Source organism: Psychrobacter sp. R86515 (assembly GCF_042466315.1).
Lineage (GTDB): Bacteria > Pseudomonadota > Gammaproteobacteria > Pseudomonadales > Moraxellaceae > Psychrobacter.
The window spans coordinates 1,874,935-1,899,851 of the sequence record NZ_JAXHCC010000001.1; the positions used below are offsets into that span (position 1 = coordinate 1,874,935).

Sequence of the window (24,917 nt, forward strand, 5' to 3'; positions counted from 1 at the left end):
GTTGTCATCGTAAACAAACTCGCAACGTTTATCAAGGTAGTGTACGTAAACATTAGCGCTGAGCGAGTTATTTTCCGGCTTCTCTAGTATTTATGATCTATATCAAGGCACAAAAAAGCACTACCGAAGTAGTGCTTTTTTAATTCTAAGAACGGTCTGCTAACTATGACTTATTTAACATCTTTCCAGAATTCTTTATTCAATAAGTAAACTGGGATGAGCAGTACTAATAAGAATAGAATTACAAAGAAACCAATTACTTGACGGTCATGGCGAGCAGGTTCACCCATCCACGCCATAAAGTTAACCAAGTCACCAACTTCAGATTCAAACTCTTCTTGGCTCAACTCTTCTTGCATATTATGCAATACGTGAGGCATCGCTGCATTGGCCAGTACTAAGTTATTCGCGCCCCAAGGACGGCTTGGATCTTCATAGAACGACAGTAGGTAAGTATATACCCAGTCGTCGCCACGCAGACGTGTCTCAAGTGATAGATCAGGAGGCGCTGCGCCAAACCAAGACGCTTGAATCTCAGGATCGATTTCAGCAGTAATGTGGTCACCGATTTGATCGGTAGTAACCATCAAATACTTTTCAACCAGCTCAGGCGGTATCTCTAAATCTTTGGCAATGCGCGAATGACGAACGTACTTGGCTGAGTGACACCCAGCACAGTAGTTCATAAAGATCTTCGCGCCGTTTTGTAGTGAGCCCTTATTGGTAAAATCAATAGGAGCTGTACTACAAGCCAGGTGTTCATCAACGCCATCTGCATTGGTGAATGTACCGCAGCCACTGCCTGAAGCCATTGCCGTACCAGCAGTCAAGGTTAATGCCGCGCCTAAGCCTAGACCAGCTAGGGATTTAATTAGCGTGTTCATTAGTGACCTCCGGTAACGCGTTCTGGTGGCTGTTTACACTTCTCAATCGCAGTGTAGAAAGGCATCAGTAAGAAGAACAAGAAATATAGAATCGTGAATACACGAGCCATGATGGTTGCCGTTGGTGTAGCAGGCGTCGCACCCAAGTAACCCAATACAACAAAGCTAATAGCAAAGACGGTCAGCGCAATCTTAGATAATATACCTTTGTAACGTATAGAGCGCACAGGAGACCTATCAAGCCATGGGATCAAGAACAGTACGGCAATCGCACCACCCATCGCAATCACGCCACCAAGCTTGTCAGGAACCGCACGTAAAATAGCGTAGAACGGCGTGTAGTACCATACTGGTGCAATATGTGCTGGTGTTTTCAGTGAGTTCGCTGTCTCAAAGTTTGGTGGTTCAAGGAAGAAACCGCCGCCTTCTGGGAAGAAGAATACCACTGCAAAGAAACAGATAAAGAATACTACGATACCCACCATGTCATGCACAGTGTAGTACGGATGGAATTCGATACCGTCTAAAGGTACACCATTTTTGTCTTTTAGCTTTTTGATGTCGATACCATCAGGGTTGTTCGAACCCACATGGTGCAACGCCACGATATGCATAAATACTAGGCCCACGAGTACTAATGGAATAGCAACAACGTGTAGAGCAAAGAAACGGTTTAGGGTAATACCAGAGATGATATAGTCACCACGTACCCATTCAGCAAGGCCATCACCAATAACAGGTAGAGCTGCAGGTAAGTTCAAGATAACCTGTGCACCCCAGAATGACATGTTGCCCCAAGGTAGTAAGTATCCAAAGAAACCTTCTGCCATAAGTGCTAGGTAGATACCCATACCGATGAGCCAAATAAGCTCACGAGGTTTTTGGTATGAACCGTATAGCAATGCTCTAAACATATGCAGGTATACAACGACGAAAAACGCAGATGCGCCGGTTGAGTGCATATAGCGAATGAGCCAGCCACCTTTTACGTCACGCATGATGTATTCAACAGACGCAAATGCCCCTTCGGCACTTGGGTTGTACATCATCGTAAGCCATATACCAGTCACCAATTGGTTGACCAATACAATCATTGATAGCACGCCAAAGAAGTACCAAAAGTTAAAGTTCTTTGGTGCGTAGTACTTTGACATATGGTATTCATAGGTTTCGGTCGCTGGAAAACGCGCGTCCACCCAATGCATTAACTTTTTACCCATACTCATATTAAGCCTCCCCAACCGTCAAGATGGTACCATCCATACCATATTCTGGAACGGGTAAATTAAGTGGTGCAGGGACGCCGCTATACACGCGACCTGCTAAGTCATATTTTGACCCGTGACACGGACAGAAAAATCCGCCGTACCAATCATTACCACCTAAATCCACCGCGCCCACATCAGGACGGTAGTTTGGTGCACAGCCCAAATGTGTGCAAACGCCTTCGACAACCAATACGGTTGGATCTAAAGAGCGAGTAGGATTTTTGCAATATTCAGGTTGTAGAGACGCATCAGACTCAGGATCAGATAATAGAGGTTTGACTGACTCTAGTCCTGCAACCATGTCTTCGGTGCGCTTAACCACATAAATAGGTTTACCACGGTATTTGACGACGATCATTTGTCCATCTTCGATAGAACCAATATCTTGGGTCACTGCAGCCCCTGCAGCCTCAGCTTTAGCGCTTGGGTACCAAGAACGGACAAAAGGTGTCGCCACGGCAGCTACCCCAGCTGCACCAATCGCGGCAGTTGAGGCAATAAGAACTCTACGGCGTTGTACATTAACGCCTTCGGCTTGGCTCATTAATACTTCCTCCAGGTGAATGAAATGGGATTATCCCACACTGGGTTTGTGGCTTAGAAAATATACAATATCAAGCCACTTTAGCTGTGCCTAATTTTGCTAATTGTTGCTATTCTAAGCTATTTCGGTGATAAAATAAATTATTGCGTTAAAAATAAAGCAACCTCAATAGGACATATTAGAAGGTTGAATATGACAATCAAACCAAAACAGTTGGATTATCAACGTTTAACGCTAACTTTGCTTTAACAAGGATTATGATGTGATGACCTTATAAATAATAAGGATTTTCAGCAATAGCGAATGATACTTGAAATTAAGGTAATGTTCACTAACTTTCACCATCTAACTACTTTGTAAGTTGCTGTAAAACAAATATCACCACTCTATATAATAAAGTGGTGATGTCTTCACAATGATTAATAATGTTTTGTCAGACTATCAAAAACTTGTTTATCGAAATACGCAATATAAAGTACACATGCGATATTCCAATAAACTTAGCTAGAGAGTGCCAATACTAGCCTTCAAGCTCACTCCAACGTTCAAGCTTGTGCATCATCTCATCTTCAATGGTTAGGAGACGCTCACTAGCAGCTGTCGCCGCATCAAAGTCAGTATTGAACCAAGAGCCATCGGCCAGCTTTTCTTGCAATTGAGCTTGTTCGGTTTCGAGTGCAGCGATTTCTTTTGGCAAGTTATCCAGTTCGCGTTGATCATTATAGTTTAGCTTTTTGGCTGCCTTATTTGGCTTCGCTGCTGCGCCAGACTTGTTTGTCGCTTTGTTGGTTGCTGCGTTATTGGCAGGTGCTTTGGCAGCACGGGATGCTTCTTCGCGGTTTTTTTGTACGAGGTACTCTTGATAACCACCTACATACTCACTAACAGTACCTTTGCCGTCTTCATCTTCGCCAAACACCCACGTAGAGGTAACGACGTTGTCCATGAATGAACGATCATGACTGATTAGCAAAATCGTACCACCAAAGCTGGCGACTGACTCTTCTAATAGCTCAAGTGTTGCCATATCCAAATCGTTGGTCGGCTCATCGAGTACCAAAATATTGGCAGGTTTTAATAACTGCTTGGCCAGTAGGACGCGATTACGCTCACCACCAGACAATGCTTTCACTGGTGTACGTGCACGCTCTGGTGCAAATAAGAAATCTTGCAAGTAGCTCATGATGTGCGTCTTGCGACCGCCAACTTCGACAAAGTCAGAGCCTTCCGAAACGTTTTGTGCAACGCTTGCTTCAAGGTCTAACTGATCACGCAGCTGATCGAAGAATGCAATTTTCAGATTAGTACCTAATTCGACACTACCAGACTTGGTAACTTCATCATCAGACATATCGAGTAGAGCTTTAATAAGCGTAGTTTTGCCGGCACCGTTAGGGCCGACAATACCAATCTTATCGCCACGCATAATAGTGGTCGTAAAATCATCTACCAATACGTTGCCGTCATATTCAAGATGTAAGTTTTTAACTTTACAGACAAGCTTACCGCTTTTCTCGCCTTGGCCCATGGTGATGTTTACATTGCCCACTTGTTCACGGCGATCGCTGCGCTCTTCACGTAAGGCCTTTAGTTCACGTACACGGCCTTCGTTACGGGTACGACGTGCTTTGATACCTTGGCGAATCCAAACTTCTTCTTGTGCCAGTTTTTTATCAAAGTTGGCATTGTTCTTTTCTTCAGCCTGTAACTGTAGCTCTTTCAGCTCTTGATAGCGCGCGTAACCACCTTCACCTTGTGTTACGTCATAACTGGTCAATTGGCCACGGTCAAGCTCAATAATGCGAGTCGATAGCTTATTTACGAATGCTCTATCATGAGTCACGAACAACAACGTTAAGCCTTGCCAATCAAGCAAAAAGCGCTCTAACCATTCGATACTTTCAACATCCAAATGGTTGGTTGGCTCATCTAGTAGTAGTACATCAGGCTTGGTAACTAGCGCACGAGCAAGTAACACGCGGCGTTTACGACCACCAGATAGAGATGATAAGTCGTCTTCTGGATTAAGGCCCATGGTCGTAATCAGACGCATGGCATCACGTTCTAAGTCCCAACCATGTACCGCGTCGATATCATGCTGTAGGGTCGCCATATGCTCACAGGCATCCATATCGCCATTCGCGCACATATCGACTTGCTTATTATAGTTAATGAGCAAATCAGCCGTGCGACGACTGCCGCCCATAACGATGTCTAATATGCGACCACTGGTCTCGGGAACGTCTTGCTCTAGCATTGCTACACGCATGCTACTGTTGGTAATAATCTCGCCACTGTCAGGCTGCAATGAGCCATTGATCAGTTTAAACAAAGTAGATTTACCTTCGCCGTTGCGGCCAATCAAGCACACACGCTCGCCTGTATTGATAGAAAAATCAATACCATCAAGAACAGGCGCGACGCCAAAGGCTAAGTGAATGTCTTTTAAATGAATCAGTGCCATAGAGTATCTTAAGCTTATATAATAGTGAGGTAGGGGTTGTTGCAAAATTGTCTGCAGTATAACATGCCACCGCGTCACTGTAGTGGGAGTAAATAGTTTTATCAGTACTATTTACTGCTTTTACTAACGGCTCCTATTCCATGATTATGTTTGTAGATTTATCGCTAATCTACGGTACTCTTCAAACTTCTTAGTGATCCATCCTTTCAATTTAATACTTATTACAATATAGAGAAAAATATGAACCAACCTAGAATTACAGATGATACTTCTGATATTCAAAATGATTTGCAAGCCCAAGTAATCGATTTGCAAATGAGCCTCGCGCACCTTGAAGTGACCGTCGAACGACTGGATGACGTAATCACGCGACAAGACAGAGATATTCATACGCTGCAACGTCAATTACAGCTGATTTATAAACAGATTGAAGGTCAAGATACGGAAAGCGGTATTGCACCATTTGATGTAATGGCAGACAGACCGCCACATTATTAATGAGTAGAATTTGGAAAGAAAGCATCTAATAGCGGAAGATATATACGTATTTTTATATATAGATACTGTCTGATGACTATGTGGTCATAACATAGAAATAATGTGTTTTTGTAGTTGTTTTAGTGTTAAAAAGTCTTTACTATCTTCCACCTCGGATGCTGATTGCCTATTAAAACTAGGTAAAACAGTAAAACAATGCGGATGTTTGGAGATATAAAATGCGCCACACCTTTCATTTAAAAACTCTTGCAGTAGCTGTTGCTACTCTTTCTGTTGCTAGCGTCGCTAGTGCTGCTGGCCTTGATCGCTCAGGCCAAGATATCACCGCATTCCTACAAGACGGCACGTATGCAGAAGCTGTCTACACTTATATCGATGCTGATGTTACTGGTCACGACAACGCTTATGTCGGTTCAGACAACAAAGCTTACACTCAGGGTAAGAAGATTGATGATATCGCTGAGTCTTATGACTTTTTCCGTTATGGTGTGAAAACAGATATCAACGAAACCTTTAGCGTTGGCGTCTTATATGATGAGCCTTTTGGTGCTGCCGCTGATTATACTGGTAACAATAATTTCGTTACTAATGACGATGCAGATGCGCTTATTCAAGGCTTCACAGGCAACCTTGGTTTAAATGAAGGTTTGGTTGATCAAAATATTACTGATCTAAAAGGTGCGCTTGCTCCAGGTAACCCAGGTAATTTTTCACCTGAGCAACTACAAGAGTTTCAGGGTCAGCTTATAGGGCTTGAAGCTGCAAAAGGCTTGGCGGCTACTGCAGGCGAAACTACACAGGTAGAAGTACGTACAGAAAGTATTACTGGTATTTTTGGTGCGAAATTTGGTCAAAATAAAGAATTTCAAGCTTATGGTGGTCCAGTAGCCCAACGTGTACAAGCTGATGTAAAACTACGTGGTACGGCTTATAGTGCGGCTTCTGGCTATACTACACATATTAACCCAGATCAAGACTACGGCTGGATTGCTGGTATGTCTTATAGTAAGCCTGAGATTGCACTAAAAGCAGCATTAACGTATCGCTCTGAGATTAAACACGATGCAAAAGCTTTCGAGGTTTTCCCTATTGCTACAGCTGCCGGAGCTAGAGCTGGTTTAGCATTACCAACTACTAGATATGCCGATATCGAGATTAATACCCCAGAGTCAGTAAACCTTGACTTTCAAACTGGTATAAATCCTACAACATTAGTAACAGCAAAAGTACGCTGGGTACCATGGAGTGATTTTGCAATTACACCTTCACTATACAACGATGTTAGTAAGGTTTCGACTCAGGATGACGATGGTCTAGCATTAGTTAGTTATGACGATGATCAATGGCAAGTAGAGTTAGGTCTGGCTAAGCGCTTAGCACCAGTATTAGCAGTAAGTGGAACTGTTGGTTGGGATAGTGGTGCTGGTAATCCTGTTACCTCACTTGGGCCTACGGAAGGCTACTATAGTGCAGGGTTAGGTGCTAAATATAACGTTACTGAAAACTGGGCTGTATCTGCCGGTGGTAAGTATTTATGGCTTGGAGATGCTAAAGGCCAGATACCAAATAAAGCTATTGTTAGCGATTTCGAAAGTAATGATGGTTTTGTACTTGGTGTAAAAGTTTCTTACCAAGCTCAGTAATTCACAACTTAGCTATACAGCAAATTTTTTAGATGTTATTGATAAAAGAGCGATCCTTTATGGGTCGCTTTTTTTATAGGCAGTATTACAGTCATAGTGAACCCGTTTTATCTCAAAGAAAAATTCTCCTATAAATATATATTTCAGAAAATTCACATTTAAAAGTAGAAGTAAACGACATTGTTTGATTTATATCTTATTTGTACTGTTCAGTCATAATTGAGAAATAAAGCACTTTAATTGTTGTTTTAGTGTCAAAAAGGCATTAGTATTCAACTTAGGACACGACTTTGACACTCTCAATGTTAAGCGCAGCAATGCTATATATTGATTATCAAAGTAGTAATACAACAAGGACCGTTGGAGATACACAATGCGCACTACCTTTCACTTGAAAACCCTTGCAGTAGCAATCGCTACTCTTTCTGTCGCTAGCATGACTAATGCTGCTGGTCTTGATCGTTCAGGTCAGGATGTCACCGCCTTTTTTCAAGATGGTACCTATGCTGAAGCCGTTTATACCTACATTGATGCCGATGTAAGTGGTTATGATAGTTCAAACAACAATCCATTCGATAATACCTATGTACGCGGTAATAAAACGGGTGATATTGCTGAGTCCTATGACTTTTTCCGTTATGGTGTGAAAACTGATATCAATGAAACATTTAGTATTGGTATCTTATACGATGAGCCTTTTGGTGCCTCTGCAGAATATAAAGGTGATAACAATTTTGTTGCAAATACTAATCCAGCTGATTCAGCGGGAGAGTTCGCTAATGATCCAGTAGCTACTCCTGGTGGGCTTGACAGAGCGATTATAGGTGTTGCTGAAGCGGGTACTGCAGGTGAAAACACTAAGGTTGAAGTACGTAGTGAAAGCTTAACCGGTATCCTTGGTATGAAGTTTGGTGCCAATAAAAACTTCCAGATTTACGGTGGTCCAGTTGCTCAACGTATCCAATCCGAAACTAAATTACGCGGTTTAGCTTATGGACCTGCTAGTGGTTATACTTCAAACAGTAACCCTGATATGGATTATGGTTATATCGCTGGTGTGGCGTTTAGTAAACCTGAGATTGCGTTAAAAGCAGCTTTGACTTATCGTTCCGAAATTGACCACGATATGCAAATCAATGAGAATTATCCATTAGCTACAATCATTGGCGGAAGTGGTACACCGCCACGCGCAATTCCAACTAATCGAGGTGGCAACATTGGTATTACTACTCCTAAATCTGTTAACTTTGACTTCCAGACAGGCATTAACCCTACAACGCTAGCCACCGCAAAAGTACGCTGGGTACCATGGAGCGACTTTGTCATCACGCCACCACTGTATAATGAAGTAAGCACTAACGCAGCACGCCCTGATGGTTTGAACTTGGTTGAATACGATGATGACCAATGGCAAGTAGAACTTGGTCTTGCCAAGCGTGTCGCACCAGCACTTGCGATCAGCGGTACGGTTGGTTGGGACAGTGGCGCTGGTGATCCGACAACATCCTTAGGTCCTGTTGACGGTTACTATAGTGTTGGTCTTGGGGCCAAATATAACGTCACTGAGAACTGGGCAGTATCTGCTGGTGGTAAGTACTTATGGTTCGGTGATGCCCAAGGTCAACTGCCAACAGGCAAAATCGTTGGCGATTTCCAAGACAATGATGGCTATATCGCTGGTGTAAAACTTTCTTATCAAGGTAAATAGCTTTTTTATATAACTGCTGAATAATAAAAAAGCGACCTGCAATAGGTCGCTTTTTTTATGGGTTTTCTATTAAGTATTCTATTATTAGTGCTCAAATATAGGTACAACAGTAAAGATAATCTTTATAGTACTAATTCATATAGTAGGGCTACATTTTATTTGCCTAGTTGGTGGTGTATCAAAAAGTATGCTGATTAAAATTCGAACAATTTTTGAAGCCTTTAAAGCCCTATAGAATCAGGGAACTTAGCATAGATTTCTTATTGACTTTTATCGCTAGCATACTTTTTGATACACCACCGCCTAGTTTAGCTCCGTATCCATGTATAACGCATATTCTTCGGATCAAGAGCAGATACGTACTTATATCTTATCGAATATTTAGTAAGTAAGCTGTTAATAACAGCATAATATACTCAAGGTGTACAACGATGTATACGTATGAGCAGATAGTAAAATACGGTGCTAAATAAAGGTAATTGTCTTAATAAAGGCCTACCGTTCAAGAGTGGGTAGCAGTTGGACTGCCAAATAGGCTAGGATAATCTAGCGTAGTATATCCATGCTACTATCTTTGTCCGTACGACTGTCTCATTTGTCATAATTTTTTGTTTTAATACTGTAGTAGGTTAAATATACTAAATCGTTACTCATAAAAAAACCTCGCCAATAATGACGAGGTTTTTTTATAACAATAATCTTAAGATTTTACGTAAACTTATTTGTTTAAGTTTAGCTCCATTTCTTTGTACTTAGCAGAAACTGAAGGTCTTGGGCCACCAGTCATGATACTAACGGCAAAGATAGCGATAGTACTTAAGATAAAGCCTGGAACGATAGCATATAACCAGCTATTTAGTGCCATACCATCTACTTGGAAAGGACCATAGATCCATAGGATAACAGTCAACGCACCAACAACCATACCAGCAACAGCACCATTACGGTTCATACCACGCCATGTAAGGCTGAAGATAACCAATGGACCAAACGCTGCACCAAATCCTGCCCATGCATTAGAAACTAGGTTCAATACTGAGCTATCTGGGTTAGACGCTAGCATAATGGCAACGATAGCAACGATAATAACTGAGATACGACCAACCAATACCTGGCGAGCTTCTGGTGCGTCTTTATCAAAGAATAGTTTGTATACATCTTTGGTTAGAGAGCTTGATACAACCAATAGCTGCGATGAGATAGTACTCATAATTGCTGCTAAAATAGCTGCTAATAGGAAACCTGAAACCAATGGATGGAACAAGAACTGAGTGAATACTAAGAAGATAGTCTCAGGATCATCCAACGTCATCGCAGTTTTTTGTACGTAGGCACGACCAGCAAAACCAGTCATTAGTGAACCAACCAGACTCACAACCATCCAGCTCATACCGATATTACGTGCGGTTGGCACATCTCTCACTGAACGAATCGCCATAAAACGTACGATAATATGCGGCTGGCCAAAGTAACCTAAGCCCCATGCCATGAGTGAGATAATACCGATGACACTCATACCGCTAGTAACGTCTAAAAGGGTTGGATCAATGTTTCTGACCGCTTCTGTCGTGGCTGAAATACCACCAAGATCAGTAAAGGCAACGACAGGTACGATTACCATGGCAAACAGCATGATAACGCCCTGTACGAAATCGGTCATAGATACCGCTAAGAAACCACCGAATAACGTATAAGCCACAACCACACCAGCAGTAACCCATAGGCCAGTGCTATATGAGAGGTTAAGTGAGCTTTCGAAGAGTTTACCACCACCTACAAGACTTGCAGCGGTATAGACGGTAAAGAATAGAATGATGACCACTGCTGAAATGACGCGTAGCATATGCGACTTGTCTTCAAAGCGGTTGGCGAAATAATCAGGTAGGGTGATAGCGTTGTCAGCCACTTCGGTATAAACACGAAGGCGAGGTGCTACGATGAGATAGTTTAGTAATGCACCTAATGTCAAACCTAGCGCAATCCAAATACTGACCACACCATCGGCAAACATATAACCAGGTAAGCCAAGTAGTAACCAACCTGACATATCTGATGCACCTGCAGAAAGTGCGGTTACTGCTGGGCCTAAGTTACGACCCCCTAACATATAGCCTTCAGTATCATTGGCTTGCTTAAAATAAGCGTAAACACCAATCCCAATCATCACTAAGAAATAGGCGCCGAGTGATATCAGCACGCCACTAGAAACTCCGTTCATATAAATTGTCCTTAACCAACATGGTTGGCTGTAATTATTTTTTAACTATAAAAGTTTTGTCCTGCAAGGCGATGTTCAAAACAATATTTAAAGACAAAAAAAGCCATTAATTGAGACATAATGGCTTTTTTCAGTATCTTCTGTAGTTTTATATGATTGATATTGTTCTATGGCTAGCACTCATATAGAGATAGAGAACAACGGGAACATCGCATTCCACTTATCTATTGTTATTGCTCGCATCTGCTATTTATATATGAGTATTAGCAACCTACATCATCAATCTAAACCATTAAACCTACTGTTAACCATCATATCTTACTAGAAGTATTCAATATATGACTATCAGTGTCCTTGTGGTAAATTTTTGTTATAAAAGCAACGTCAAGCGTATTATAACGCATGAGAGTCACAAATGCGAATAGCTTAATTCTTAGACTGTTATAGTGAGCTCTTTTTATTCAATAGGCGCAAGTAAGTCTAGTAGGGCGGTCACGCTGCTAGATTGAGTTAATTTTGGATTGATAACCACACCTAAATAGCGTTGTAATTCAATATTGTCAGCCATATCGATACGTTCCAAGTCTTGACTGACCATCGTTTGTGGTAGTACTGACCAACCAAGACCAACAGATACCAGCATACGGATAGACTCAAGCGGGTTGGTGCTCATCGTGGCATAAGGCTTCAGATTGTGCTTGGCAAACTCAGCCAAGGTAATTTGACTGGTAAAGGTATTGGCAGAAGGCAAAATGGCAGGATAGCGCGCTAACTGCTCCAACGTCACATTAGATTTAGTAGCCAAAGGTGATAGCGTACCCGTCATAAAATAAAGAGGGTCTGACCAGAGCGTGTGATAAGTTAAGCGCTTATCATATACAGGAGGTAGAGTTACAAAGGCCAAAGACAAATCACCATCCAATACGGCTTTATGCGCTTTTTCAGAATCTACGAAGTGTACTTCTAACTGAACAGCTGGATAAGCTTGAATGAAGTGTTTCAGGACAGGTGCTAAATGATGTAGGCCAATATGATGGCTAGTACCAATAACTAACTTGCCAGAGACAATGTGCTGAGAATGCTGCAAGTTGATTTTAAAATTTTCATAGTCTTCTAGCCAACGTTTGGCATGAGGTAGCATTTCACTAGCCGCTTGAGTAGGCACAATTCCACGTCCTACCGTATCAAACAAGGTAATGTTAAACTCGTCTTCTAAGTTTTTGATACGTTTACTGACAGCAGGCTGCGTGATAAATAGCTTTTCTGCGGCGCCCGAGATACTGCCAGTGTGCATAACGGTAACGAATGTCGTCAAGTTTGTGGTGTTCAAACGAATGTCCTTAGCTACTTTACGAGCTATAAATAAAAGTTGGCTGACCCAATCACAACGTATTAGAAATAAAAGTTTGCGTCTGGTTAAAAATCATCAATTATTATTATAGGATTTGCCTGCTATAATCACAAGACATCGAGGCATATTGTGACATATTTATTCTAAAAAATTGGCTATTTGCCATTTAAAACGTATTTTAAGCGTTAATTTTAGTCATATGTTGAGTCTGATGAAGAAATAATATTTAAGTCTTAGATACGACAGTAATTATCAAACATTATAGATAGACATAGTATTTACATAGAATCTTAGCTTGGCAATGTTCAAGTAAGTAAAAATTAAGTAATTAGTAACCTATAAAGGATAGCAACATGGCTGGTCAAACGTTATATGACAAACTTTGGAACGCTCACGAAGTCACTAAGCGCGACGATGGTTCGAGCCTGATTTATATCGACCGCCACCTGTTGCACGAAGTGACGAGTCCGCAAGCATTTGAAGGGTTGGAGTTAGCAAATAGAGCGCCATGGCGTTTATCAGCTAACATTGCCAGTCCGGATCATAATGTGCCGACCGTCACCAAAGAGCGCCTAGAAGGGGTGCCAGGGATTAAAGATAAGGTATCACGCTTGCAGGTTGTCACTTTGGACGATAACTGCACCAAGTTTGATATTGCTGAATTTACTATTAATGATGCCCGTCAAGGAATTTTGCACGTGGTCGGTCCAGAGCAAGGTTTGGTCTTGCCGGGTATGACGGTTGTTTGCGGTGACTCGCATACAGCGACCCATGGAGCACTTGGCTGTTTGGCTCATGGTATCGGAACCTCCGAAGTTGAGCATGTATTGGCAACGCAGTGTTTGATTCAAAAGAAATCAAAAAATATGCAAATCCGCGTCATTGGTCAACTTGGTGCTGGCGTTACTTCAAAAGATGTGGTGTTAGCTATTATTGCGAGGATTGGTACGGCAGGTGGTACAGGACACGCGATTGAATTTGCAGGTCAAGTGTTCGAAGACATGAGTATGGAAGGTCGTATGACCGTCTGTAACATGGCGATCGAAGCAGGTGCACGTGTCGGTATGGTTGCGGTCGATGACACGACGATTGACTATGTCAAAGGTCGTCCATATGCGCCAAGCGAAGCACAATGGGAACAAGCGGAAGCCTATTGGCGTACACTATATTCAGACGATGACGCGGTATTTGATACTGTGGTAGAAATCGATGGCAGTCAGATCGCACCGCAGGTGTCTTGGGGTACATCGCCTGAGATGGTAGTAGATATCACGCAATCTGTACCAACACCAGATCAAGCCATTGATGAAGCTCAAGAAGAGGGCTGGTTACGTGCTTATACTTATATGGGGCTAGAGGCAGGTCAGAAAATTACGGATATCCAACTTGATCGTATATTTATCGGTTCATGTACCAATTCACGTATCGAAGATTTACGTGATGCGGCAGCGGTAATCAAAGGTCGCAAAGTTGCTGATAACGTAAAAGAAGCGATCGTTGTTGCAGGTTCTGGACAAGTGAAACTGCAAGCAGAAGCAGAAGGCTTAGATGCCTTGTTTACCGCAGCTGGTTTTGAATGGCGTGAGCCGGGCTGCTCAATGTGTCTTGCGATGAATGCAGACAAGCTTGAGCCGCAAGAGCACTGTGCCTCAACGTCTAATCGTAATTTTGAAGGTCGTCAGGGTAATGGTGGTCGTACGCATTTGGTAAGCCCAGCAATGGCAGCTGCCGCCGCGCTGGCAGGTCATTTTGTAGACGTTCGTACGTTTTAAATCTGATAGTAAGTACTGACATCATGCTCGTATTAACGATAAATATATGAGCATGATGTCAAAGATGGTAAAAACTTATTTACTGTTTAATATGCTTATCAAGATCATCAGCCAGCAAAAATACAATTGATAGGAAATTTTATGCAAGCTTATAACATCCAAACAGGTATCGTTTGCCCGTTAGATCGCGCAAACGTCGATACCGACCAAATTATCGCAAAACAGTTTTTAAAGTCTATTAAACGTACAGGTTTTGGCGTGAATCTGTTTGACGATTGGCGCTATCTTGATGAAGGCTACCCTGGTCAAGACAACAGTACACGAGTTATCAATCCAGACTTTGTATTGAATAAACCACGTTATCAAGGTGCTACTATCTTATTAGCACGCAGAAACTTTGGTTGTGGCTCTAGTCGTGAGCATGCACCTTGGGCGTTATCAGAGTATGGTTTCCGTACGGTAATTGCGCCTAGTTTTGCAGATATATTTTACAATAACTGCTTTAAAAATGGCATGTTGCCGATTGTGTTGGATGAAGCGATTGTCGATACGTTAATGAAGGCGACTTTTGATAACGAAGGCTATGAGTTGACCGCAGACCTTGAGCGTCAGGTTGTTATTACACCAACTGGTGAAGAGTATGCCTTTGAAGTAGATGCCTTTCGCAAACATTGCTTGTTAAACGGACTTGATGATATTGGTCTAACTTTGCAGCAAAGTGATGCTATCAAAGATTATGAACAACAAATGATGCAAAAAACACCGTGGATATTTAACGACGTAAGAGCGTAGAGAGTCATTCTATAATCTACTGCTTATAAAACTGCGAGTAGTCGCAACGCAGCGTTGAGTTATGGCGGTGAACTGTCTAAAATGAAGGATAGTTTTTCACTACATTTTATTATCTCTCTTGAATAGTAGCCGCCATTATGAATACAAAACGTTATGCTCTATGGACAAGTACAATTGTTGCTGCAAGCTTATTATTGTCAGGCTGTCAGCTATTGACGGGCTATCAAAAAATAAATGAGGCAGAGAGTGCTGAAGCATGGGTGGGTAAAATCAAACCTATCGCTGGTGAAGTAAATATTGCCTGTGTGGGTACATATCATTGCGAAATTGTGCAGATAGATAAAACACTCATTATCGCGCCCAACAGTCACGAGCCAATCAGTCATCAGATTATGACAGCTTTACCACGTCAAGAAGGCACGGCAAAAACATCGATGAACATGGATATGACACCACTCGTCAATAAAAATGCCATAAAAGTTGTGCCGTTAGCGCCTTCGAGTATGCCAGGATTGACCAACTACTATGCACGGGTCATGCCTGCCAAACACGAGGTACATGTTAATTTTTATCCAGAAAATAACATGGGCTATGTTGAGCGTTTTGCGATGATTCATGACTTTACTGAAGCGGGTACCTATCAGCTGCGCGCTTATCAGAAGAAGAACAGCGAAAAATCAGGCAGTCTATTAGACACAGCATCACCTGAGCCTTTATGCATTGAGCTATTGCAAGGTACGAAAGTACAGCGCCGATTCTGCAAGCAACTAGACGCTGAGCATCAAGGCGAGTTTGTAGAGACGGGTATGGATAAAGCAGTAACATCAGCACCCAAAGCCAAAAAAATGGCAGCATAAAATATGAGACTGAAAAGCTCAAAAATATAACCAACCAATAAAAACATTCCAAAAGGATCAGTATGGCAACGATTTTAACATTAGCGGGTGATGGTATTGGCCCTGAAATTATGACCCAAGCCATTGACGTGCTCAAGGCTGTCAATGATAAGTTTTCACTTGATTTAACGCTTGAGTCTGGATTGATTGGCGGTGTAGCTATTGATGCAACTGGTAAGCCTTTGCCAGATGAGACATTGGCTCGTGCTCGCGCCGCAGATGCCGTATTGCTAGGTGCAGTTGGTGGTCCTAAATGGGATGCAATCGAGCGTAGTAAACGCCCTGAGCGCGGTCTATTGAAAATCCGCGGTGAGCTTGGTTTATTTGCTAACCTACGCGTAGCCAAGCTCTATCCACAGTTGGCTAATGCCTCAAGTATCAAACCTGAAATTATCTCAGGTTTAGATCTATTGATCGTTCGTGAGCTAACAGGCGGTATCTATTTTGGCGAGCCTCGTGGTATCCGCACACTAGAAAATGGTGAGCAGCAGGGCTATAACACGATGGTGTATAGTACAAGTGAGATTCAGCGCATTGGTAAAGTTGCCTTTGAATTGGCAAAAACGCGTGCGCAAGCAGCAGGTACAGCAGCTAAGGTATGTTCAGTTGATAAAGCCAATGTATTAGAAGTCACTGAGCTGTGGAAACAGACGATGATCGAGATGCAACAAGCTGACTATAGCGATGTAGCGTTATCACATATGTATGCTGACAACGCTTGCATGCAGTTGATTAAAGATCCTAAGCAATTCGATGTCATGGTGACGGGAAACATGTTTGGCGATATTCTATCTGATGAAGCTGCGATGTTGACAGGCTCTATCGGTATGTTGCCATCAGCGAGCTTAGATGAGTCAGGTAAGGGTATGTATGAGCCGTGTCATGGTTCAGCGCCTGATATCGCAGGACAAGATAAAGCCAACCCATTAGCGACTATCTTGTCTGTTGCTATGATGCTGCGTTATACCTTCAAGCAAGAAGATGCAGCACAAGCAATCGAGCAGGCAGTCAGTGATGTGCTTGATGATGGTCTACGTACGCTAGATATTTTAGATAGCAGCGAAGCTGGACTTAAGCAAGTAGGTTGTAAGGAAATGGGTCAAGCGGTCTTGGCTAAACTGATATAAGTTAACTTGTGTTTAAAGGCTATTCTTATATAGCATTTTCCACAGTCTCATTTTGCGTGTTATATACCCATAAGCTACCAAGTGGCTTATGGGTTTTTTATCGTTTATCGTTTATCGTTTATCGTTTATCTGTTAGCCAAGCTTATTTACAAGCATTGTATTAACAGAGACGCTGTACAACAAAGCTCCTTTTAACATAAAGCTGTTATATGCTCACAAGGTAATATGACAACATTAATAGCTTATAAAGGAGTTAAAATCTTTTATTTTTAGCAGAAGTATAAGAGTAAAAGTAAAATTAACGAAATCAAGTTATATAGAATTTAAAGACTGTAGTATTTGAAAACTGAAAATAAAAATAGAATTTCTTAAATTAGGAGTGTTACATGTATCAATTAACAAGAATCAGTAAAGCATTGACAGTGGTTAGTCTCTCTAGCTTACTATTCATGGGGCAAAGCATCGCAGCAGAGACAACGGATAGTGTGAGCTCAAGTAATAGTATCAAAGCTCCGGCAGAAGTCAGTCCGGTGACTAATGGCGTAAGTCAAAAGTTAACAGGAGATAGTAAAGCCGCGACTTCATTGAATAAGCTACTGCCTACTATTAAATACACAACTGAGAACCTACCTGACAATGCAAAAAAGATAAACAATGTCACTTGGACGGCAGATGCAGATATTGATCGTAATATAGGAACAAAGCTGCAGGCTCTATTAAACTGGCATCACAACGGAGTAGGGCCTGTCGATGGCTACTGGGGCAAAAATACTCGCAAAGCCATGCAGGCGTTTCAAAAAGCAAATGATTTAGATATAACCGATACGCTAAATGCTGAGACGTGGCAAGCACTGACCAAAAATGAGAAGCTCACGACTCAACCAGTACTAGTCAGTTATCAGCTTACTGAAGCAGATGTGAATGTCAAAACCACAACCATACCTGCTGATTCTGTTGCCAAATCCAAGCTTGAGGGAATGTACTACGAAAGTCTTACTGAGGCATTGGCAGAGAAGTTTCATATTAGTGAGAAATATTTAAAATCGCTTAATCCTGATGCCAGTTTTACTGCTGGTGAAATTATCACGGTATATAATCCTGGCAATCCTAACACTAAGCCTGTGCATCGCGTTGTCGCTGATAAAGCCACTGAAACACTCTACGCATATGATGAGAACAATAACTTGATTGCTAGCTATCCGACGACAGTGGGTAGTACAGCGACACCATCACCAACAGGTACGCATACTGTTAAGGTAAAGGTGCACGAGCCGAACTACACTTACACGGCCAATGACGGTAGCAAGTCTATCATTCCACCAGGTCCTAACAATCCAGTGGGTTCAGTATGGATTGGGCTTAGTAAACCAACTTATGGCATCCATGGATCACCAGATCCTGCTCGTATCAGTCGTCAAGCATCAGCAGGTTGTGTGCGTTTGACCAATTGGGACGCGCTTAGTTTGCTCGGAGTCATAAAAAACGGCGCAACTGTTGAATTTAGTTAAATGCGATAGTACTAAGTCATAAAAAATGGACAAAAAAATACCGCTAAAATCTAGCGGTATTTTTTATGGTAAGTAGAAACAGTCAATACTAAATAACTAAAATATTGATAGGCAATAATGAGCAGATTAGCATTTTCATTATTATTATCAGTTACACTACCCAAGCGTCATATCAGCTATCAGCGATAACGTAGCTATTCGGCTATTGACTGTATCTTACCAATGCTAATACTTTCATAACCATATTGGTCAGTTAGTATTTAGTTTTTACCACGGTAGGTGATACGGCCTTTAGATAGGTCATAAGGCGTCATTTCAACTTTAACCTTATCACCTGTCAAGATACGAATATAATGCTTACGCATCTTACCAGAAATATGCGCGATGATTTCGTGCCCGTTTTCTAAACGAACTTTGAACAAAGTATTAGGAAGGGTATCAATGACTTCGCCTTCAAATTCAATAATATCGTCTTTTGCCATAATTTGTATCAATCAATTAAAAAATAAGCCCATATTATACGTAAGTTAGTGGATTAAAGCAATACGAACCTGCTTTTGACTTGACAGCATGTAAGTGATATGTATGCCAAATGATATTGATTTAGTCAGGCAAATTTAACCAGACAGGCGTTAGTGGTGCATCTGGTAATAAGCTCTGAAAACGTTCAGGATAATAGGCATTGATAAAATACAATCCATCACCTGAAGCCGTAGGTGGTGCAATCGTTCGATCTTTTTTATGCAAAATATTCAAAAAATCTGCTGGCTCTAGCTCATGTCTACCAATGGCATACAACGTGCCCATCAAATTGCGAACCATATGATGTAAAAACCCATCTGCTTGTATATCAAAAACGATAAATTGACCATGAGCAAAAAGGTTTGCATGGCTAATCGTACGTACTGGCTGATTGGATTGACAGGCCGCAGCACGGTAACTGCTAAAATCGTGTGTACCGACGATATCAGCTGCTGCTTGCTGCATGGCTCCCAAATCAAGCGGTTCGTAGATATGAGTCACTTGATGATTTAGTATGGCAGGGCGCTGTGCTTGGTTGAGTGTAATATAACGATAGCGACGAGCAATGGCACCAAAGCGCGCATGAAAGTCAGCTGGCATGGGTTGTATCCAGCGTAGAGCAATATCATCGGGAAGCAGGCTATTTACACCGCGTAACCAGTTATGAGTTGGGCGATACGCATGAGTTGTAAAATGGGCAATCATATTGCTAGCATGGACGCTGGCATCAGTACGCCCAGCTGCGATGACTTCTACAGGCTCATTGGCAACTTTGCCGATAGCTGTCTCTAAGGCTTCTTGTACACCCAAAACCTCTCGTTGTCGTTGCCAGCCATGATAATGAGTTCCTAAGAACTCAATAGCAATCGCTAAAGTGTAGGTTGGCTCAGTGTCGATAATTTCAGTTTCAGACATTAGGGTTTCTAAACTTATAAAATGAAAGTTAATTAAAAGTCACTTATCGCTTTTTGATGCTAGTGCCAGTTTGATTGACATTATTCAACCAACGCTGTCTGCGTCTTGCAGGACTATCATAGCGAAGTAGCAACCAAAGTAATCGGGCATAAATAGCAGGTATGGTCAAACGCCCACCAGCAATGACATGATGCTCGTACTGCCAACTACCCGCTGCATAGCTATCGCTGACGCCGCCAAACGGACATTGACTGGCTGATATCACCATATGTCCACGCTCATGAGCAAAGGTCAGTGTCTCTGCTAGTGCAGCTGAATAAGGGATGTTACCGGCGCCAAATCCCAATAGAATAATGCCACATGGTGGCTGCGACAATAAAGCTTGTAGCTGGTTGTTTATCATCGAAACATCGTTAGGTAGGCAATATAGCGCATGAACACTCGCGTTTTCAGCGCGTGTTTGAATACTGGATAGCAAGTCTTGTTGATCATCAAGCCAATGTTGTCTACGAGTGTCAGGTAGATTTTTTATATAGCTATTGGCTGGATAAGCGGCGCGAGAATGACCAGTAAATGCCATCAGATCATGACTGTGAATTTTTTGTACCGTTTGAGCAGGCCATGCTTCCCCGCCAAAACTGACCTTCACACCTGATTCACCAGCAGCAGCTAGTTTTAATGAGTCGTTGAGATTGCCCCAAGCATCGCTATGTTCATCGATGTTATAGGAATGCAATATCTCACTGTCTAATAATGGACGCATACTTGCGGTCAAAACAATACAAATATCACTACCTGCAAAAGCTTCTGATAAAAATGCGCCTAAGTAACTCAACGTATCCGTGCCAGTGATGAGTACAAAGCGTCTATCACCTTTGGTATAAGCATTCAGTAGTAGTTGATAGAAATGCGCAAAGTCGTTAGGGGTAAGCTGGCTGCTGTCTTTGATCAGGGCGTTTTCCAACCATGAGACTGTCGGTAAGTTATTCTTACTGTCTTGTGCAGATAAAAGTTTTTGTAGAGTAGGCAAAAATACTTCTGCTGATAATGGCGCTAAAGGTCTGCCATAGCTACCAAAGGTACCACCAGTATAAATCAGTTGAATAGGATCGGATAGATTTTTGAGCATAACAGAAGATGGCATAGTATCAACACAGTAAACAAGTATGGAAGAAAAGAGGTGCTGGAGAATTGAGCAACGATGGCTAAAGGGTTCAATAATAGATAGTATTAGAGTTAAATGCAAAAAAAATCAGCAAGCATCCCGTGATTCGGAAGTACTTGCTGATGAGAGACTAGACTATTAACTACGCAGTACGTTCGAGTAATAGCTGTGCTTGCTGTTTCTGCTCACTAGTACCTTGAGCTATCACTTCATTGAGTAAACGCTTTGCACTGTCATATTCACCCAGTTCTAGATATTGATCTGCCAAGTCTAACGTTACTTGATTACTGTCTAATGACTTTACGAAATCAAAATCTGCTGCGAAACGTGATGAAAAATCTTCTGCTGATTCAGTTTCTTGAGGCGTGATAGAAGTGTCACTCTCAACAGGCGCAGCTGTAGAGACTGGGGTAGTGACCGATGGAGCGTCAAATAGAGAATCAGTATCGTCAATATTAAAATCATCGTCCATCAGCGTATTGTCATCAAACCTCAATGATGCAGTAGGTGCGACATTCGATTCTTCAACATCATTAAACTCAATATCATTATTGAGTAATGGTTCCTCAAGGTTAATATCTACAAAGCTATTTTCTTTAAGAGTAGTGTTTTCGGAGGCATTGTCTTCAAAGTCAATATCCTCAAAAATAAAGTTATCGATATCACTATTTGTTTCAGTAGTAGGTAGTTCATCACTTAAGGTAGTATCTATATTATCCGATGTATCTAGGTTATCTAGAGATAAAGCAAAGTCATCCTCACTGTTTTGAATAGTATCGATAGAGTGTTCTTCTGTATTAGAATCCTCTTTACTAGTTACGGCTATATCTTCATCTACATCGGCTGATAGATCGTCGAAGTCTAAGATAAACTCATCTTCTTCTAGTACTGCTTTCTCATTGTCATTATGTGAGAGATTAGTGTCTATAGTTGATTCATTCGAAGTATCATCAAATGAATCAAAGTCAAACTCAAAGTCACTAAGATCGTTATCTTCGTTATTACTAACATTATCGTTAGCAGAGCTCTCTAAAATGTCGTTATCTACATTGTCCAATGGTGTGACTGGCGTTTCACTGGTCGCATTAGGCGCAGCGAAATCGTTCTCTAAATCGCTGAGGGTCAGATCAAAGCTATCATTCGAAGTTTCGGTAGTAGGATTGACACTGTTAACTTCGTCTGACACTTCTAAGCTGTCGATAGGCTCACTTATTGCAATATCATTATTTTCTTCTTCTTCTTCTTCTTCAATTGACTGATGGCTTGCTGCATCGATGTTATCAGTTTGACTAATAGGCAAATCGAAGTCGATACCACCAAAATCATTGTTAGCATTATCTGTTGCTAGCGTTTGCACAGCGGCAGGTTCTAATTCATCGAAAGATAGATTTCTTATCTCGTCTGCTTGAGCGATAGTCTGACTATCATTATGAGTTTTTATAGACTCATAAACATTATTAAAGTCTTTTGGCTGATCTATCGTAGCGTATATGCTTAGTAACTTAAGAGAAAGTGCTCCATCATTAGGTTTGTCACTTAAACCGCGTTTGAGAGTTTCAATTGCTTTATCATAACGTTGCTGATCCATAAAACGCTGAGCAATGGTAACGTGATCAAATTTATTCTCATCAATTGCAATATTTTGGGTAGGAGCACCATAATCTACTTTTGACGTTGGGGTAATTGTGTTTCTTTCTGAATTTGTAGGCAATTGTGCTGACGATTTTTGAGCTTTATTTTTGCGTAATAAAAAACCAGCTACTAATAAAATAAGTACCAATCCAGCGATGATATATAGCATATTGTCCATAGTTACTCCTACGCCTGTGATCACAATCTATTGTGTTGATCAACCAGACAATTATTGATTACGTAATTTTTTAAGACGAGCTTGTAGCTCAGCCAGTTTTTGATTCTGTAGTTGAAGCTTTTTAGTATAACTATTAAGAGCGTTACTAGTACTTGATAAACGCTGAGCTTGTGCAGCAGTTTTCTGCCTTGTGGCTTTAAGAGTTGCCAGTATATCGGTACTCAAACCACTCCCAGTATTTGAAGATGATTTCGTTTGAGTTCCATCTGCATTACCGTCTCGCCCAGGCGCAAGCACAGAAAACTGCGCTTTTGGTAATATTTGCGTTTTAGTAATCACTACTTTCTTAGGACGTTTGGCCTTGACTGCTTGAGTGCTTTTGGATGGTTTCTTAATAGATTTTTGAACGGTTTTTTGCATCGCCGCTGTATTTGCTCTGCGAATATATTGTCTTTGTGCATCGATAGCCGTTTCTAAGTTTTTTTGCGATGGTATGACATCATAACTAGGCAAAATAAGCTTAGCATCTGCTTTTAATTGATCCGCGTCTCTATTGATAAAGGCATCAGGGTTTTGTGACTGAATTTGCTTCATCACAATGGAAGTATCTAGATTATTTTCTTGCGCGATCTGCTGAGCAATAATCCATAGGCTATCGTTACGTTGTACTTGGTATTGATTGATTGTCGAGCTATCTGTTGCTCTATCATTTGAAGGCGCACTATTAATAGTGTTATTAGTAGTTTTCAACGTTGTATTGTCAGTAGAAGCAGCCAAGACGCTAGTATCATTTTTCTCAATATTGCTTGCTATGATGCTAGTAGTCGGAGTAGGTATGGGTGATACGTCAGCGTCTGTTTTTTTACGACTCGGCTGTATCTGCCGTGTGACTTGAATATTTAGAGTATCGAGTGGTTTATCAATCAATACTTTATCTAAGATTGGAGTGTTTTTAATACTTGCTTTGGCGTTATCATTGGCACTAACTTTCGTAGTTTCAGTGTTGTTATTTACATTTAAGGAACTGCTATCTAAACGGTTCGCTAAACTAAGGCCGTTATCAGTCTTCTTTGCATTACTGCTAGTGTTTTTTATATCAGAGCCGCTATTTAAGCGCCCATTATCAAGCCGACTAGGCGCGTAAGTAAGATTGCTAGTCTGCGAAGTAGCTGTCACTGTCGGAGCTTGTATGTTAGACACCGATCTGGAAATGGAAGAATCAACTGCTGCTGTATTTGCTAGAGCTGGTTTATTTACAGCAGCGTTAGATACCGATATTAGTAGCGGCGGTGCGCCTTTTCTTACGGTTAACGGTTTTGCAGCGCTTGCAGAAACATTTGGTAAATTGAGTTTCTGAGTGCCTTTAACACTGTTCTTGGAAGCATTATTAATCGGTAGACTATCATTTAACGGCATCAATAATGTTTTTGGTACGACATTTTGCTGCCCATTATCATTGATCGACAACACCAAATCAGCAAAAGGCTTGGACACAGGCTGTGATGTGCTGATTAATACTTGACCGCTAGTCGCTGAAGTTGCTTGAAAGCGCACCTGCATTGAATCAGTCGGCGTCAATCCCATCTGTTGATAGATAACTGGATTGGCCAAGCTCGCTGAAAAATCAGCTGCTCGTATGTCGGTGACCACGATACTTGCGCTCAAAGGTTCATGCTGAGCTGAACTAACGACTGTCTTACCGATAGTTGCCGCTTGCGCGCTTGGAATAATAGCGGCCAAACCTACAGAATAAAGTAATGCCATCGATACCGCGCGATGTACAGGAGTCAAGCGACGAGATAAATGACAAGACATGAGCAGTCCTTTACAAA

The 24,917-nt window shown here is 41.6% G+C and carries 19 protein-coding genes; 8 read left to right on the forward strand and 11 right to left on the reverse strand.

Annotated elements, in window-relative coordinates:
* Positions 1 to 170: 170 nt before the first annotated feature.
* The 4 genes from SJY28_RS07945 to SJY28_RS07960 all read right to left on the reverse strand — a co-directional run bounded on the left by SJY28_RS07945 (position 171) and on the right by SJY28_RS07960 (position 5,160).
* A complete protein-coding gene (locus SJY28_RS07945) occupies positions 171 to 884 on the reverse strand; it encodes a cytochrome c1 (RefSeq protein ID WP_101205476.1) in 714 nt (237 codons plus the stop codon).
* The gene (locus tag SJY28_RS07950; RefSeq protein ID WP_370587744.1) at positions 884 to 2,104 is read right to left on the reverse strand and encodes a cytochrome bc complex cytochrome b subunit; all 1,221 of its coding nucleotides are present in this window, start codon (positions 2,102 to 2,104) and stop codon (positions 884 to 886) included. The genes SJY28_RS07945 and SJY28_RS07950 overlap by 1 nt, the downstream gene beginning before the upstream one ends.
* Positions 2,105 to 2,111: 7 nt before the next feature.
* A complete protein-coding gene (gene petA / locus SJY28_RS07955) occupies positions 2,112 to 2,696 on the reverse strand; it encodes a ubiquinol-cytochrome c reductase iron-sulfur subunit (protein WP_057759305.1) in 585 nt (194 codons plus the stop codon).
* A 520-nt stretch (positions 2,697 to 3,216) separates the two neighbouring features.
* Complete coding sequence (locus SJY28_RS07960) at positions 3,217 to 5,160, reverse strand: ATP-binding cassette domain-containing protein (RefSeq protein ID WP_379544030.1); 1,944 nt, start codon at positions 5,158 to 5,160, stop codon at positions 3,217 to 3,219.
* Between the two features lie 240 nt (positions 5,161 to 5,400).
* Here SJY28_RS07960 and SJY28_RS07965 point away from each other — a divergent pair, with 240 nt between their 5' ends.
* From SJY28_RS07965 to SJY28_RS07975, 3 genes are all read left to right on the forward strand, one after another.
* Entirely contained in the window at positions 5,401 to 5,658 is a 258-nt protein-coding gene (locus SJY28_RS07965) for a SlyX family protein (protein WP_179798783.1), read from the forward strand.
* 218 nt (positions 5,659 to 5,876) lie between these two features.
* Positions 5,877 to 7,301, forward strand: coding sequence for an outer membrane protein transport protein (locus tag SJY28_RS07970; protein WP_379544031.1), 1,425 nt, complete (start codon positions 5,877 to 5,879; stop codon positions 7,299 to 7,301).
* 373 nt (positions 7,302 to 7,674) lie between these two features.
* Positions 7,675 to 9,009: an outer membrane protein transport protein gene (locus SJY28_RS07975; protein ID WP_379544032.1), complete on the forward strand. Its 1,335-nt coding sequence runs from the start codon at positions 7,675 to 7,677 to the stop codon at positions 9,007 to 9,009.
* Positions 9,010 to 9,727: 718 nt separating this feature from the next.
* Here SJY28_RS07975 and putP read toward each other — a convergent pair.
* Together putP and SJY28_RS07985 are read right to left on the reverse strand one after the other, a co-directional pair.
* A complete protein-coding gene (gene putP / locus SJY28_RS07980; RefSeq protein WP_101205470.1) occupies positions 9,728 to 11,227 on the reverse strand; it encodes a sodium/proline symporter PutP in 1,500 nt (499 codons plus the stop codon).
* Positions 11,228 to 11,684: 457 nt separating this feature from the next.
* A complete protein-coding gene (locus tag SJY28_RS07985) occupies positions 11,685 to 12,557 on the reverse strand; it encodes a LysR family transcriptional regulator (protein WP_101205469.1) in 873 nt (290 codons plus the stop codon).
* A gap of 374 nt (positions 12,558 to 12,931) precedes the next feature.
* Between SJY28_RS07985 and leuC the strand changes: the two genes are divergently transcribed.
* The 5 genes from leuC to SJY28_RS08010 all read left to right on the forward strand — a co-directional run bounded on the left by leuC (position 12,932) and on the right by SJY28_RS08010 (position 18,673).
* Complete coding sequence (gene leuC, locus SJY28_RS07990) at positions 12,932 to 14,350, forward strand: 3-isopropylmalate dehydratase large subunit (protein WP_379544033.1); 1,419 nt, start codon at positions 12,932 to 12,934, stop codon at positions 14,348 to 14,350.
* A 141-nt stretch (positions 14,351 to 14,491) separates the two neighbouring features.
* Positions 14,492 to 15,142 (forward strand): 3-isopropylmalate dehydratase small subunit, encoded by a 651-nt coding sequence (gene leuD / locus SJY28_RS07995; RefSeq protein WP_379544034.1) that lies wholly within the window; start codon positions 14,492 to 14,494, stop codon positions 15,140 to 15,142.
* Positions 15,143 to 15,279: 137 nt separating this feature from the next.
* A complete protein-coding gene (locus tag SJY28_RS08000; protein WP_379544035.1) occupies positions 15,280 to 15,999 on the forward strand; it encodes a hypothetical protein in 720 nt (239 codons plus the stop codon).
* 62 nt (positions 16,000 to 16,061) lie between these two features.
* Entirely contained in the window at positions 16,062 to 17,165 is a 1,104-nt protein-coding gene (gene leuB / locus SJY28_RS08005; protein WP_379544036.1) for a 3-isopropylmalate dehydrogenase, read from the forward strand.
* A gap of 386 nt (positions 17,166 to 17,551) precedes the next feature.
* Positions 17,552 to 18,673, forward strand: a complete 1,122-nt coding sequence (locus SJY28_RS08010; protein WP_379544037.1) for a L,D-transpeptidase family protein — start codon at positions 17,552 to 17,554, stop codon at positions 18,671 to 18,673.
* 260 nt (positions 18,674 to 18,933) lie between these two features.
* On the opposite strand, the gene infA is transcribed toward SJY28_RS08010, so the two are convergent.
* The 5 genes from infA to SJY28_RS08035 all read right to left on the reverse strand — a co-directional run bounded on the left by infA (position 18,934) and on the right by SJY28_RS08035 (position 24,900).
* Positions 18,934 to 19,155, reverse strand: coding sequence for a translation initiation factor IF-1 (gene infA / locus SJY28_RS08015; protein WP_021814850.1), 222 nt, complete (start codon positions 19,153 to 19,155; stop codon positions 18,934 to 18,936).
* Between the two features lie 121 nt (positions 19,156 to 19,276).
* Positions 19,277 to 20,110: a tRNA pseudouridine(38-40) synthase TruA gene (gene truA, locus SJY28_RS08020; RefSeq protein ID WP_379544038.1), complete on the reverse strand. Its 834-nt coding sequence runs from the start codon at positions 20,108 to 20,110 to the stop codon at positions 19,277 to 19,279.
* A 43-nt stretch (positions 20,111 to 20,153) separates the two neighbouring features.
* Positions 20,154 to 21,254 (reverse strand): asparaginase, encoded by a 1,101-nt coding sequence (locus tag SJY28_RS08025; RefSeq protein WP_379544039.1) that lies wholly within the window; start codon positions 21,252 to 21,254, stop codon positions 20,154 to 20,156.
* 163 nt (positions 21,255 to 21,417) lie between these two features.
* Entirely contained in the window at positions 21,418 to 23,085 is a 1,668-nt protein-coding gene (locus tag SJY28_RS08030; protein ID WP_379544040.1) for a FimV/HubP family polar landmark protein, read from the reverse strand.
* Positions 23,086 to 23,136: 51 nt separating this feature from the next.
* On the reverse strand, positions 23,137 to 24,900 hold the full coding sequence (locus tag SJY28_RS08035; protein ID WP_379544041.1) for a FimV family protein: 1,764 nt from the start codon (positions 24,898 to 24,900) through the stop codon (positions 23,137 to 23,139).
* Positions 24,901 to 24,917: the final 17 nt, after the last annotated feature.